Annotated in this window: 10 protein-coding genes and 1 tRNA gene; 7 read left to right on the top strand and 4 right to left on the bottom strand. The window is 71.4% G+C overall.

Going from position 1 to position 13,302, the window contains the following annotated elements; genetic code table 11:
* Positions 1–16: 16 nt before the first annotated feature.
* Positions 17–89, top strand: a tRNA-Leu gene (locus tag F4556_RS28350).
* Between the two features lie 100 nt (positions 90–189).
* Here the strand turns inward: F4556_RS28350 and pyk are convergent.
* Positions 190–1,620, bottom strand: coding sequence for a pyruvate kinase (gene pyk / locus F4556_RS28345; RefSeq protein ID WP_184920992.1), 1,431 nt, complete (start codon positions 1,618–1,620; stop codon positions 190–192).
* Between the two features lie 248 nt (positions 1,621–1,868).
* Between pyk and F4556_RS28340 the strand changes: the two genes are divergently transcribed.
* Genes F4556_RS28340 through F4556_RS28330 form a run of 3 tightly spaced genes read left to right on the top strand, consistent with a single transcriptional unit; the run spans position 1,869 to position 4,993 of the window.
* Entirely contained in the window at positions 1,869–2,948 is a 1,080-nt protein-coding gene (locus tag F4556_RS28340) for a hypothetical protein (RefSeq protein ID WP_184920990.1), read from the top strand.
* 1 nt (position 2,949) lies between these two features.
* The gene (locus F4556_RS28335; RefSeq protein ID WP_246511105.1) at positions 2,950–4,569 is read left to right on the top strand and encodes an extracellular solute-binding protein; all 1,620 of its coding nucleotides are present in this window, start codon (positions 2,950–2,952) and stop codon (positions 4,567–4,569) included.
* Positions 4,556–4,993 carry a hypothetical protein gene (locus F4556_RS28330; RefSeq protein ID WP_184920982.1) on the top strand — a complete coding sequence of 146 codons (438 nt, stop codon included), beginning with the start codon at positions 4,556–4,558 and terminating at the stop codon, positions 4,991–4,993. The genes F4556_RS28335 and F4556_RS28330 overlap by 14 nt, the downstream gene beginning before the upstream one ends.
* A gap of 17 nt (positions 4,994–5,010) precedes the next feature.
* Here the strand turns inward: F4556_RS28330 and F4556_RS28325 are convergent, their stop codons facing one another.
* Positions 5,011–7,779 carry a LuxR C-terminal-related transcriptional regulator gene (locus F4556_RS28325; RefSeq protein ID WP_184920980.1) on the bottom strand — a complete coding sequence of 923 codons (2,769 nt, stop codon included), beginning with the start codon at positions 7,777–7,779 and terminating at the stop codon, positions 5,011–5,013.
* 226 nt (positions 7,780–8,005) lie between these two features.
* Here F4556_RS28325 and F4556_RS28320 point away from each other — a divergent pair, with 226 nt between their 5' ends.
* The 3 genes from F4556_RS28320 (at position 8,006) to F4556_RS28310 (ending at position 11,258) form a co-directional block, all read left to right on the top strand.
* Entirely contained in the window at positions 8,006–8,665 is a 660-nt protein-coding gene (locus F4556_RS28320) for a response regulator transcription factor (RefSeq protein WP_376775751.1), read from the top strand.
* A 151-nt stretch (positions 8,666–8,816) separates the two neighbouring features.
* Entirely contained in the window at positions 8,817–10,631 is a 1,815-nt protein-coding gene (locus F4556_RS28315) for a bifunctional metallophosphatase/5'-nucleotidase (protein WP_184920978.1), read from the top strand.
* Positions 10,632–10,712: 81 nt separating this feature from the next.
* Positions 10,713–11,258, top strand: a complete 546-nt coding sequence (locus F4556_RS28310; protein ID WP_184920977.1) for a hypothetical protein — start codon at positions 10,713–10,715, stop codon at positions 11,256–11,258.
* 7 nt (positions 11,259–11,265) lie between these two features.
* On the opposite strand, the gene F4556_RS28305 is transcribed toward F4556_RS28310, so the two are convergent.
* On the bottom strand, positions 11,266–12,729 hold the full coding sequence (locus F4556_RS28305) for an MFS transporter (RefSeq protein ID WP_184920974.1): 1,464 nt from the start codon (positions 12,727–12,729) through the stop codon (positions 11,266–11,268).
* 62 nt (positions 12,730–12,791) lie between these two features.
* Positions 12,792–13,202, bottom strand: coding sequence for a DUF3291 domain-containing protein (locus tag F4556_RS28300; RefSeq protein ID WP_184920973.1), 411 nt, complete (start codon positions 13,200–13,202; stop codon positions 12,792–12,794).
* Between the last annotated feature and the right edge of the window lie 100 nt (positions 13,203–13,302).

Here is a 13,302-nt window from a genome sequence, read left to right as displayed (position 1 = left end):
CTTTGATTCTGTGGGCGCCCCGGTAGCCCAGCGGTAGAGGCCGTGGTCTCAAACACCATCCAGCGTGGGTTCGAATCCCACCCGGGGCACTTTCCTTCATTTCCAAGGTCGCTGACGTGTTCGCGATCTTCACTCTTCTGAACGGTGCGACACCCCTGTCGGGGTGCCGCACCGTTGGCCGTTGTGACGTCAGTTGTCGAGTTCGCCGACGTGGTGGACGCGGACCAGGTTGGTGGAGCCGGCCAGGCCGGGGGGTGAGCCGGCGGTGATGACGACGATGTCGCCCTTTTGGCAGCGGCCGAGGGAGAGGAGCTGGGCGTCTACCTGGGCGACCATCTCGTCGGTGGTGGGGGCGAAGGGGCCGAGGAAGGTTTCGGCGCCCCAGGTGACCGCGAGCTGGCTGCGGACGGCGGGCTCGTAGGTGAAGGCGAGCACGGGGATGGGTGAGCGGTAGCGGGACAGGCGGCGGGCGGTGTCGCCGGACTGGGTGAAGGCGATCAGGTACTTGGCGTTCAGGAAGTCGCCGATCTCGGCGGCCGCGCGGGCCACCGCGCCGCCCTGGGTGCGGGGCTTGTTCCGCTCGGTGAGCGGGGGGAGGCCGGCCGCGAGGGTGTCCTCCTCGACCGCGGTGATGATCCGGGACATGGTCCGGACGGTCTCGACGGGGTACTTGCCGACCGAGGTCTCGCCGGAGAGCATCACCGCGTCGGTGCCGTCCAGCACCGCGTTGGCGACGTCGGAGGCCTCGGCCCTGGTGGGGCGGGAGGCGTTGATCATCGAGTCCAGCATCTGGGTGGCGACGATCACCGGCTTGGCGTTCCGCTTGGCCAGCTTGATGGCCCGCTTCTGCACCAACGGGACCTGCTCCAGCGGCATTTCGACGCCCAGGTCGCCGCGGGCGACCATGATGCCGTCGAAGGCGTCGACGATGGACTCCAGGTTGTCGACCGCCTGCGGCTTCTCGATCTTGGCGATGACCGGAACGGACCGGCCCTCCTCGGCCATGATCCGGTGGACGTCCTCGATGTCCTTGCCGCTGCGGACGAAGGAGAGCGCGATGATGTCGGCGCCGGTCCGCAGGGCCCAGCGCAGATCGGCGACGTCCTTGTCGCTGAGCGCGGGCACCGAGACGGCGACGCCGGGCAGGTTGAGGCCCTTGTGGTCGGAGATCAGACCGCCCTCGATGACGATGCAGTGCACCCGGGGGCCGTCGACGTGGGTGACCTCCAGGCAGACCCGGCCGTCGTCGACCAGGATGCGTTCGCCGCGGGAGACGTCGTTGGCCAGGCCGCGGTAGGTGGTGCCGCACTTGTCGCGGTCGCCGATCACCCCGTCCTCCACCGAGATGGTGAACTCGTCGCCGCGTTCAAGGAGTACGGGCCCCTCGGCGAAGGTGTCGAGTCGGATCTTCGGACCTTGGAGGTCGACCAGGACACCGACGCTGCGGCCGGTCTCGTCGGAGGCCTTGCGGACCCGGCGGTAACGCTCCTCGTGTTCGGACTGGGAGCCGTGGCTGAGATTGAAGCGGGCGACGTCCATGCCGGCCTCGACCAGTGCCTTGATCTGGTCGTACGAGTCGGCGGCGGGCCCGAGAGTACAGACGATTTTTGCTCGGCGCATGGCTCCGAGCCTAGGCATTACCGGTACGTAACATCGACGTTCCGGCCGACTTCACCATGGCGGTTGTTGAACGATTGGGTGAACGACGTGACACGTCGTGACTTCCCTTGGGCCGGACCGTGATTGGGGATCCGATGCGGTTCCGTGAAGGCCTGTTCACCCCTGGTTCATCCGCGCTTCGCACCGCGCTCCCGGCCGGGCGGGACCCTCAAGGTCCTGAAGTGCCGCTCGTGGGGGAAGGGTTGGCGATGAGAAGAGTCATCAGCGTGCTGGTGGCCGTGGTACTGCTGTGCGGGGTGGGTTACGCGGTCTATCTGAACGGCGACCGGCCGGGGGACCTGGACCAGGTCCGGGTGCTGATCGGTTCGGAGAAGGCCGAGTTCTTCAACGACCCTGAGGTGGCAGCCGAGTTCAAGGCCAACGGGCTCGACCTCCGGCAGCAGACCATCGGCTCCTGGTCGATGGCCACCGCGGACCTGAAGGACGTCGACCTGGCCTTCCCGTCCAGCCGGGGGCCGGCCGAGGAGATCGCGAAGAACAAGGGCATCACCACCGAGCCGGTGCGGCCGTTCTACTCGCCGCTGGTGGTGATCGCGCACAAGCCGGCGGCCGACGTCCTCAAGAACAACCAGCTGGCCGAGCAGTCGGGCGAGAGCCCGTGGAAGCTGCGGATGGCGAACTACCTGGCGGCGGTCGGCAAGGACACCAAGTGGTCGGAGCTCAAAGGGGCCGCCGGGAAGGCCGAGTTGTCCGGTGACATCTACCTGACCACCACCGACCCGCGCACCTCCTCCTCGGGGGCGCTGCACCTGGCCGCCGTCTCGTACCTGGCGAACGACGACCGGGTGGTGGCGGACGAGGCGGGCGTCAACAAGGTCGCGCCGCTGCTGAAGAAGCTGACGGACAAGCAGGGTGACCAGAAGACCAGCACGGACGGCCCGTTCAGCGACTTCCGGTCCGGCGTCGGCAACCCGCTGGTGCTGGTCTACGAGTCCCAGGTGGCCTCACTGCGGGCGCACGGGATTTCGACGGGCGACCTGGTGGTGCTCTACCCGGACACCACCGTTTGGAGTGACCACACGGCCGTCGGCTTGACCCCGAAGGGCCGGAAGGTGGCCGAACTACTCCGGGACAGCCCGAAGCTGCGGGCCCTGGAGGCCCGGCACGGCTTCCGTCCGACGGCCGACCCCGGGGCGCTCGGCAAGGCCCTGGAGGGGCACCAGGGGGCGGATTTCGCGGCGGACCTGACCGCCGCCGGCATCAAGCAGGCCCAGGTGGCGGCCGTCCCGATGCTCGCCAAGCTGGTCGAAGCGGCGAAGGGCAAGTGAGATGAGCAGAGCGATGTTCCGACGGATCGTTCCGGCCGCGCTGACCCTGGCCCTGGCCCTGACCGCGGCGGCCTGCACCAGCGAGCCGTCGCCGCCCACCCCGAACCCGTCCAAGGACGGCGTGCTGCGGGTGCTGGCGGGCAGTGAACTCCAGGACATGGCACCGGTGCTGGCCGAGGCCAAGAAGGCCACCGGGGTCGGCGTGGAGTTCACCTGGACCGGTTCGCTGGACGGTGCGGACACCGTCGCGGCCGGGCAGGCGGACGGCAAGTACGACGCGGTCTGGTTCCCGTCCAACCGCTACCTGCGGCTGGACGGCGCGGCCAAGGGCAAGTTGCTCTCCGAGACGCCGGTGATGACCACCCCGGTCGCGGTCGGGGTCCGCTCGGGCATGCTCAGCGAGCTGGGCTGGGGCGACGGTTCGCAGGTGACCTGGGGTCAGCTCGGGGACGCGGCGGTGGCCGGGAAGCTGTCCTACGGGATGGCCGACCCGTCCCGCTCCAACTCCGGCTTCTCCGCCCTGGTCGCGCTGGCCTCGGCGTTCTCCGGCGCGGGCGCGGCCCTCTCGGACGCGGACGTCACCAAGGCGGCGCCCTCGCTCCAGCGGTTCTTCACCGGGCAGCGGCTCACCTCGGGTTCCTCCGGCTGGCTGGCCGAGGCGTACCAGAAGGCCGGCCAGAACAAGGTCGGGGCGCTGGTGAACTACGAGTCGGTGCTGCTCTCGATGAACCGGACGCTGCCCGAGGCCGACAGGCTGACCGTGATCCGGCCGGTGGACGGGGTGGTCTCGGCGGACTACCCGCTCTCGCTGCTGGCCTCGGCCGGGCAGCCCGCGCAGGACGCGTTCCAGCGGCTGGCCAAGTACCTGACCACGGCCGAGGCCCAGCAGAAGATCTCGACCACGACGCTGCGCCGCCCGGTGACGCCGAACGTCACCCCGGCGCCCGGGGTGCCGACCGACCTGCGCCGCGAACTGCCGTTCCCGGGCAGCCGGGCGGTGGCCGACGGGCTGCTGTCGGCGTACCAGAACGATCTGCGCCGGCCGTCCAGGACGGTGTACGTGCTGGACACCTCGGGGTCGATGAAGGGGCCCCGGCTGGAGGCGCTGAAGGCGGCGATGGCGCGGCTGACCGGTCTGCAGGATCCGCGCGGGGTGCGGCGGTTCCGGGAGCGGGAGGAGGTGACCCTGATCGAGTTCGCCTCGAAGGTGAAGTCGGAGCGGACGTACACGGTGCCGAAGAACACCCCGGCGGCGGAGCTGGCCCGGATCGAGAACGACGTCCGGGCCATGCAGGCGAACGAGGGGACGGCGGTGTACAGCTCGCTGCGCGAGGCGTACGAGCTGCTGACCCGTCAGCAGGCGGCGGCCGGTGACGACCGGTTCACCTCGATCGTGCTGATGACCGACGGGGAGAGCAACGAGGGGATGAAGGAGGCGGAGTTCCGCAGCTGGTTCGGTGGGCTGACGGAGCGTCAGCGGGCGGTGCCGGTCTTCCCGATCCAGTTCGGCGAGGCGGCGAAGACGCAGTTGCAGGGCATCGCGGAGCTGACCGGCGGGAAGCTGTTCGACGGCACGGGCTCCCTGGACGGGGCGTTCGAGGAGATCCGTGGCTACCAGTAGGGCGCTGGAGTACCTGGAGTCGCCGCGCAACCTGGTCGGTTGCGCGGCGGGGGCCGGTGGCCTCGGGCTGTACTTCGCCGGGCTGACCGGCGGCTGGGGGCCCGCCGTGGTGGCGGCGATGTACGCGGCGGGGGCCCTGCTGGTGCCGTGGAAGCCGAAGGGCGACGGGGCGACGTCGGAGCTGGCCGCCCTGGCGGAGCGGGTGGCGGCGATCGGGCTGCCCTCCTCGGTCGGCGCGGAGCAGCTGCTGGCGGCGCTCGGGGCGGCCGACCGGGACCGGGTGCGGCGGATCGTGGAGTGGGAGCTGCCGGTGGCGCTGGACGGCTACGTCCGGGCCCGCTGCTGGGAGGCGCTGGCGCCGGGCGGGGTGGATCCGACGGCGGCGTTGAAGGCGGAGCTGGACCGGCTGTCGGGTCTGCTCTGAGCCGAGCGGCTGTCCGGTCAGGTGCCGTCGGCCAGCCGGGCGGCGATCTCGGCCCGGCGGCGGATGCCCAACTTGCGGAAGCTGTTGGTGAGATGGGTCTCCACGGTGCGCAGCGCCAGGTGCAGCAGCTCGGCGATCTCGGGGTTGGAGTTCCCCTCGGCGGCCAGTCGGCAGACCCGCTGCTCGCTGTCGGTGAGGGCCTGCGCGCCGGTGTGCCGCTGCTTGACCGGGCGGGCGCCGGACTCCAGCAGCAGTTCGGTGCCGACGGCCACCAGCCGTAGGGCGCCGGTCCGCTCGGCCACGGTGACCGCCTCACGCAGGGTGTCCCGGGCGGCGGCCCGGCGGCCGCCGCCGAGCTGCAGGCGGCCGAGGCCGAGCAGGGCGGGGATCAGTTCGGCTTCGAGGCCGTCGGCGCGCAGCAGCTCGACCGCCTCGCCCGCCGTGGTCAGCCCCTGTCGGCCGCCGGTGGCGGCGCCGAGTGCGCGCAGGGCTCGGCCGACGGTGCGCGGGGTGCCCCAGATCCGGGCCAACCGGAGTTCCTCGGTGGCGAGTTCGGCGGCCGCGCCGGGCTGGCCGAGCAGCAGGTGGCAGTCGGCGGCGGCGGAGCGCCAGGGGGTGACGATCGGGCTGACCACGTGGCGTTCGGCCTGTCGTCGGCCGCACTCCTGCAGGTCGGCGAGGGCTTCGGCGGGGCGGCCGGTGGCGAGTTCCAGCAGGCCGCGGGCGTAGAGCAGTTCGTTCCACTCCCAGGAGCCCTCGCTGACTCCGGGGGTCTCGGCCACGGCGGCGGTGGCGAGTTGGCGGGCCTCGGCGAAGCGGCCTGTCTCCAGCAGGGCGAGGACTGCCTGGGAGGTGAGGTGGGAGTTGTTCAGGGCGAGTACGCCCAGGTGGTTCTCGGCGCTGTTCAACTCGGCCAGCAGCAGGGCGTACTGACCGCGCATCATCCGGCTCTCGGCGCGGACGCTGAGCAGGCACTGGTAGGCGGGGTGCAGGGGGGTGCCGCGGTGCGCGGCCAGTCCGTCGGCGACCAGCCCGTCGGCGAGCGGGAGCAGGTCGGCCCACTGGGCGAGGGTGGCGGCGGTGGCGTTGACGTAGCTGCGGGAGAAGGTGTCCGGCGTCCGGGTGGTCAACTGCTCGATCCGGTCCGCGGTTTCGGCGGCGGACAGCGCGCCGCTGGTGGCGTCGTACTCGGTCAGCATGCCGAGGGCGCCCGGGGCGAGACCGTCGGGGGTGCGGGCCTCGATCCGGCGCAGCCCTTCGACCACCTGGAGCCAGCTGGCGCCGTCGTGCGAGGCGATCAGGGCGGCGGCGGCGTGGACGGCGCGGGCGAGTTCGGGGTGGTCGGCGAACCGTTCGGCCAGGTCCTCCATGACTTCCAGCGCGGCGGCGGTCTCGCCCCGGCCCGCCAGGGCCGAGCCGAGGGCGTTGGCCGCCTCGAAGACCGCCTCGTCGGACTGGTGCAGGCGGACCGCCTGGGCCAGGTGCCGGGTGCCGGTGACCGATTCGGGTGGGCCCAGGGTGACTTCCTGGCAGCCGAGTTCGAGCAGGACGGTGCCGCGCCGGTGGCCGGTGAGAGGTTCGCGCAGGGCTCGGCGGAACAGCTGGACGGCGCGGGTGGTCCGCCCGGCGCGCTGGGCGGTGCGGGCCGCGCCGATCAGGACGTCGGCGGCCCACTCGGCGCCGCAGACCTCGGTGTGCAGCAGGTGGTCGGCGATCAGGTCCTCCGACTCGCCCCGGTCGTAGAGCAGGGTGGCGAGCCGGTGGTGCACGTCGGCCCGGCGTTGCTGGCTCCAGTCGGCCAGGACGGCGGTGCGCAGCCAGGGGTGGGCGAACTCGTCGAGCCGTCCGGCGCTGCCGTCCTGGAGCATGCCGTGGGCGCGCAGGCCGTGCAGCCATTCGGTGACCCGGCCGGTGCCGTCGGCGGCCAGGGTGGGCAGGTCGGCGCCGCCGGTGGGGTGGCCGGAGAGCTGGGCGAGGATCCGGGCGGCGGCGGTGACGGGTTCGCCGGCGGCCCGGAGCCAGTGGCCGACCGCGTCCTGGAAGGCTCCGCCGGGGGTGTCGCCGAGCGGGTGTCCGGGGCCGCCGAGTTCGGTGAGCAGGGCGTGCAGCAGGGCGTGCAGCAGCAGTGGGGTGCCGCCGGTGGCGCGCAGGCAGTCGTCGACCAGGTCGTCGGGGGCCGGGCCGCCGAGCCGGGTGCTGAGGAGTTCGGCGACTCCGCCGCGGGTGAGCGGGCCGATCCGGTGCGGGTGGACGGTGCCGGCCGGGAGGTCCTGGCCGAAGCGCGGGGCGCGGCCGGCCCGGCCTGGCTGGCGGCGTTCGGTCACCACGGCGAGTACTGGCAGGCGTTCGAGGCGTCGGCCGAGCTGGCTCAGCCAGCAGCGCGACGGGGTGTCCGCGTCCTGGACGTCGTCGACGAGCAGCAGCAGCGGGCGGCGGATGGCGTGTTCGCGGAGCACCTCCCAGGGTGCGGCGCCGTCCGGTCCGGGGCCGAACTCGATGCCCGGCCCGGCCAGTTGGCGGGCGGCGGCGTAGGGGTGGCCGGCTTCGTCGGCCGCGCAGTTGGCGCGCAGGACGGTCATCAGCTGGGCGGCCTCGGAGCGGGCCAGGGCGTCCAGCAGGGCGCTGCGGCCGACGCCGGTCGGGCCGGTGAGCAGCAGCAGGCTGCCCCGGCCGTGCCGGGCGTGGTCGGCCAGCCGGGCCGCCTCGTCGAGCACGCTGCGGCGTTCGAGCAGTTCGGGACCGAACCCGTCCGGGCCGGCACACGCCCCGGCGGCGCTGCTGATCATCTGTGCTCGTCCCTCCCCGTCGTGTCTCGTCGAGTACCACGGGCCGACCGGTCGGAACGGTCGCCCGGACCGTCGGCGGAGCGCTGTGACCTTGCTCTCACGGGCCGATCTCGTGGTCAACCACGATGGTAGGCCCGGGCTTCTCGCGGTGAGCATGGGGCCGGGGTGGGGCCGCGTACGACCGTTCTCCCACTTGTCCGAGCACTGACACGCAGGGGGAAAATCCGTGACCATCGAGTACGTCGCCGAGGCACTTCGAGCGCCCTCCCTGGTCCGGGTGCTGATCCAGGCGACCGATCCGATCTCGCACGCCGGGGCGGTCAGCCAGCTCCGGCGGTGCGCGGGCCTGGAGCTCGCGGAGAACGGCGAGACCGGCCCGGGGTCGGTCGCGGTGCTGGTGGCCGAGACGGTGGACCGGGCGGTGACCGGGACGCTGCGGCGGCTGGTGCACCTGGAGGAGCACCGGGTGGTGCTGGTGGTGGATCAGATCCGGGAGGCCGATCTGCTGGAGGCCGTCGAGTGCGGGGTGTCGGCGATCCTGCGGCGGCGGGAGGCGACGGCGGAGCGGCTGGAGCAGGCCGTGCTGGCGGCCGCGCGCGGCGAGGGCGACCTGCCGGGTGACCTGCTCGGGCGACTGATCACCCAGATGGGACGGCTCCAGCGGAGCGTCCAGGGCCTGCCGGGCTTCACGCCGCCGGGCATCTCGGAGCGCGAGTCCGACATCCTGCGCCTGGTCGCCGAGGGCTGGGACACCGGGGAGATCGCGTGCAAGCTCTCGTACTCGGAGCGCACCGTCAAGAACGTGCTGCACGGCCTGACGAGCCGTCTGAACCTGCGCAACCGCGCGCACGCGGTGGCCCACGCCCTGCGTGAGGGCTACATCTAAACTTGGCTGCGGGCGGGCGTCACGTGCGGGTCTCCTACTTCTCACCTGCTGGAAACGTGCCGGGGGCTGTTCGCGGGCGGTTTTTGCAGGCAGACTTCTACGCGCGTCACACCTCTGCTGACGGACCGTCCGCCCCACGTTGGAGTCGTCCATGCCCCTGAACCGTCGTGACTTCGTCGCCCGCTCGGCGGCCACCGCCGCCGGCGCCGCCCTGGCCGGCGGGCTGCCGCTGGCGACCGCGAGCCCGGCCGCCGCCGCGCCCGCCGAGCAGCCCGGCAAGGCTCAGAAGAAGCAGACGTTCACCGTGCTGGGCACCACCGACCTGCACGGCCGGGTGCTCAACTGGGACTACTTCACCGACGCCGAGTACGACGACAAGGCGCACAACGACGTCGGCCTGGCCAAGATCTCCACTCTGGTGAAGCAGGTCCGCGAGGAGAAGGGCTGCCACCGCACCCTGCTGATCGACGCCGGCGACATCATCCAGGGCACCCAGCTCACCTACTACTACGCCCGGGTCGAGCCGATCACCGGCAAGCGTCCGCCCAAGCACCCGATGGCCGAGGCGATGAACGCCATCGGCTACGACGCCGCCGCCCTCGGCAACCACGAGTTCAACTACGGCATCCCGACCGTCCGCGCCTTCGAGGAGCAGCTGAACTTCCCGCTGCTGGGCGCCAACGCGCTGTTCGCCAAGGACGAGAAGCCGGCCTTCCCGCCGTACGTGATCAAGGAGCTGCACCTCGGCCACGGCCGTCCGCTCCGGGTCGGCATCCTGGGCCTGACCAACCCGGGCATCGCGATCTGGGACAAGGCCAACGTGGCGGGCAAGATGGTCTTCCCCGGCATCGTCGAGATGGCCAAGAAGTACGTGCCCCGGATGAAGGCGGCGGGCGCGGACGTCATCGTGGTCTCGGCGCACTCCGGCATCGACGAGCCGACCACCTACGGCGACCAGCTGCCCTGGCCCGAGGACGCCTCGGGCGAGATGGCGGAGACGGTGCCCGACATCGACGCGGTGCTGGTGGGCCACACCCACAAGGAGGTGCCGCAGCGTCTGATCGTCAACAAGAAGACCGGGAAGACGGTCGTGCTCTCCGAGCCGCTCTGCTGGGCGCAGCGGCTGTCCCGCTTCGACTTCGAGGTGGAGTTCGCCCGCGGCCAGTGGCACGTGACCTCGGTGACCTCGACGGTGCTGAACTCGAACACGGTGCCGGAGGACCCGGCGATCGTCCAGCTGCTCAGCGCCCAGCACAAGAAGGTCGTCGAGTACGTCAACCAGGCGATCGGCACCTGCAAGACCGCGCTCTCGATCGCCGAGGCCCGGTTCAAGGACGTGCCGATCATCGACCTGATCGGCCGGGTGCAGGCGGACACCGTGAAGGCGGCGCTGGCCTCCACCTCGTACGCCAACCTGCCGGTGCTGGCCCAGGCTGCACCGTTCAACCGCACCGCCGTGATCCCGGCCGGCACCGTCAAGCTGCGCGACGCCGCCGGGCTGTACATCTACGAGAACACCCTGGAGGCCCGGGTGCTGACCGGGGCTCAGATCAAGGACTACCTGGAGTTCTCGGCGAAGTACTTCGCCCAGCTCGCCCCCGGCGACGCGGTCAACCTGGACACCCTGACCAACCAGGCGAACACGCCGGACTACAACTTCGACTCGATCTACGGTCTCTCCTACGACATCGACCTGACCCAGCCGGTCGGCTCCCGGATCACCAACCTGACCCTCCAGGGCGCACCGGTCGACCCGGCGGCGCAGTTCGTGCTGGCGGTGAACAACTACCGGGCCAACGGCGGCGGCAACTTCCCGCACGTGGCCAAGGCCCCGGTGGCCTGGTCGAACTCGGAGGAGATCCGGAACACGATGATCACCTGGGTGAAGGCCAAGGGCGTCCTCGACCCGGCCGAGTTCGGCGGCGGCACCTGGCGCCTGGTCCGGGCCGGGGTCCCGCTGTTCTAGGACCCGCTGTTCCAGACCTGTGGAACCGGTTGGCGGCACTGGACGTCCCAGTGCCGCCAATTCGGCTTTTCCATACGGGGGATGACAGTGAAGAAGACCATCCTGCTCGGCGCCTCGGCCCTGCTGCTCGCGGCCTGCACCACGGAACCGACCACCGTCCACACCACGCCCCCGCGGTTGACAGCCAGCGCCACGCCGCCGGCCAGTGCCACGCCGCCCGCCATCGTCCCGGCCGGCGCCGCCGGGCAGCGCGCGGTCGAGCTCGCGACCGCCTGGCCGGGCTCACCGGCCGAGCAGGCCTGGCGCTCCGGGCAGGCCGCCTTCGAGCCGGCCGTCCTACCCGGCCGGGAGGACCTGCACCCGGAGGCGATCGACCTGACATCGGTCTCGGCCGACGGACTGACCGTCACCGGCAGCCTGGGACGCGGCGCCTGCGACCAGGTGATCAGTACGGAAGCGTATGAGACGGACCAGGTGGTGGTGCTGATCGGGCACGTGGTGCGGACCCGTGACGTCTGCGTGACGAGCCTCGTCATCGACCACGTGACCGTCAAGCTGAACCGGCCGCTCGGCGACCGGGCGGTACTCGATCTGAGTACCGGTCAGCCCAAGCGGCCGATTCGCTGACGATCCGTCAGACCGCAACCGGAGCAGGGAGGTCAGCCACCTCCGCTACGGGCTCGGCGGCCGGCCGCGGGTTGCGCGGGATGGCCAGCGCGCACAGGCCGCCGAGCACCACCACCGCCACCCCGACCCAGACCGCCGGGTGCAGGCCGTCCGCGAAGGCGGCCGGTGTGGCCATGCTGCCGTGGGCGGTGAAGACGCTGCTGAGCACCGCGATGCCGAGTGCGCCGCCGATCTCCCGGACCGTGGTGTTGGCGCCGGAGGCCTTGCCCCGGTGCTCGGGGCCGACCGCGCCGAGGACCACGGCCGCGGTCGGGGCGATCGCGAAGCCCATACCGGCGCCGGCCACCAGCATCCCGCCGACCAGCTGCGAGTACGGGGTGTCGGCGGAGGCGACCAGGTTGATCCAGGACAGGCCGACCGCCTGCAGGAACAGGCCGAGGGCCATCAGCCGCCCACCGCCCACCCGGTCGGTGATCGCACCGGCGATCGGGGCGATCACCATCGGCATCAGGGTCCAGGACAGGGTGAGCACGCCGGCGTGCAGCGGGGTGCGGGGCGGGGCGATCTGCAGGTACTGGGCCAGGAAGAAGATCGAGCCGAAGACCCCGAAGTACATCGAGGCGGAGACGATGTTGGTGAGCGTGAACGCCCTGATCCGGTAGAACCGCAGCGGCAGCAGCGGGTGCTCGACCCGGCGCTCCCAGGCCACGAAGGCGGCCAGCAGCACGGCGGCCGCGACGAACGCGCCCACGATCCGGCCGTCGGTCCAGCCGTCCTCGCTGCCGTTGACGATGCCCCAGACCAGCGCCAGCAGACCGGCGGTGGCCAGCACCATGCCGAGCAGGTCGAGCCGGGCCCGCTCGCCGCGGCTCTCCTTCACCACCGCGAGCACCAGCGGGACGGCCACGATGCCGACCGGGATGTTGATCCAGAAGATCCACTCCCAGTCGAGCCCTTCGACCACCGCGCCGCCGACCACCGGGCCGAGCGCGATCGCCAGTCCGCTGACGGCCGACCAGAGGCCGAGTGCCAGGCTGCGCATCTTCTCCGGCACCGCGTTGGACAGCAGGGTCAGCGAGAGCGGCATGACGGCCGCCGCGCCGAAGCCCTGGATCGCCCGGGCGGCGATCAACTGGCTGCTGGTGTCGGCGAGTCCACACCCGATCGAGGACAGCGTGAACAGCGCGATGCCGAGCGTGAAGACCTTGCGGTGCCCGAACCGGTCACCGAGCGCGGCACCGGTCAGCAGCAGGCAGGCGAAGCTCAGCACGTACGCGTTGACGAACCACTGCAGGTCCTGGGTGCTCGCCTTGAGGTCGACCGCGAGGGTGTGCAATGCGGTGGAGACCACCAGGTTGTCCAGCGCGACCATGAACATCGGCAGGCTGCACGCGACGATCACCAGCCAGAGCGGGAACTTGCGCCCGGCGGCTGTGCCCGCCGGGGCCGGACGGCTTGCGGAGACGGACATGGCAGAGCTCTCCCTCTTGAGACGTGGGACTCGAGATTTGAGACGGAACTGCGTGCTGGGTGCTACTTGTCGGCGGCGTCGAGGCGCTGCTGCTCGGCGATCCGGTTCTTGGCGTCGGCCCAGTCGATCGGCAACTGATCGGCCCCGACCTCCCAGAAGACGAACGTGGACGTCTTGGTCACCGCACGGAGCGAGGTCATGATCGAGTAGTGCGGTTCGGTCTTGGCGTAGGTGTAGAGGGCCTTGCGGTCCTCCCAGGCGGACAGCGTCCAGAACACGCCCTTGAGCGGCTGGGCGATCAGCGACGCGCCCACGGCGCCGGGCGCGCTGCGCACCTGACGCCAGGCGGACAGCGACTTGAGGAAGAAGCGCGGGGAGTGCCTGAGCGAGCCGACCTCCAGGCGCGAGGCCATCACCAGGACCTGGGCGTCGGGCCGGGGAGCGTTCGGGGTGGTCCAGGGGAGCGTGGGCATGGTCACGGCCTTTCGGTGGTACCGGTACGGGCGTCCGCGCAGGGGTGCTGCACACTGTTGGAGTGTGGCACTATCTATATTAGACAGTAGAGCTACCCAA

The sequence above is a fragment of the Kitasatospora gansuensis genome, assembly GCF_014203705.1.
Lineage (GTDB): Bacteria > Actinomycetota > Actinomycetes > Streptomycetales > Streptomycetaceae > Kitasatospora > Kitasatospora gansuensis.
The sequence above is the reverse complement of the archived record's forward strand: the minus strand, read 5'-3'. Positions and strand labels throughout refer to the sequence as shown.

Coding starts and splice junctions, on each gene's coding strand:
- F4556_RS28315 (WP_184920978.1), top strand. CDS start 8,817: ATGCCCCTGAACCGTCGTGACTTCGTCGCCCGCTCGGCGGCCACCGCC.
- F4556_RS28305 (WP_184920974.1), bottom strand. CDS start 12,729: ATGTCCGTCTCCGCAAGCCGTCCGGCCCCGGCGGGCACAGCCGCCGGG.
- F4556_RS28325 (WP_184920980.1), bottom strand. CDS start 7,779: ATGATCAGCAGCGCCGCCGGGGCGTGTGCCGGCCCGGACGGGTTCGGT.
- F4556_RS28335 (WP_246511105.1), top strand. CDS start 2,950: ATGAGCAGAGCGATGTTCCGACGGATCGTTCCGGCCGCGCTGACCCTG.
- pyk (WP_184920992.1), bottom strand. CDS start 1,620: ATGCGCCGAGCAAAAATCGTCTGTACTCTCGGGCCCGCCGCCGACTCG.
- F4556_RS28310 (WP_184920977.1), top strand. CDS start 10,713: ATGACAGTGAAGAAGACCATCCTGCTCGGCGCCTCGGCCCTGCTGCTC.
- F4556_RS28340 (WP_184920990.1), top strand. CDS start 1,869: ATGAGAAGAGTCATCAGCGTGCTGGTGGCCGTGGTACTGCTGTGCGGG.
- F4556_RS28300 (WP_184920973.1), bottom strand. CDS start 13,202: ATGCCCACGCTCCCCTGGACCACCCCGAACGCTCCCCGGCCCGACGCC.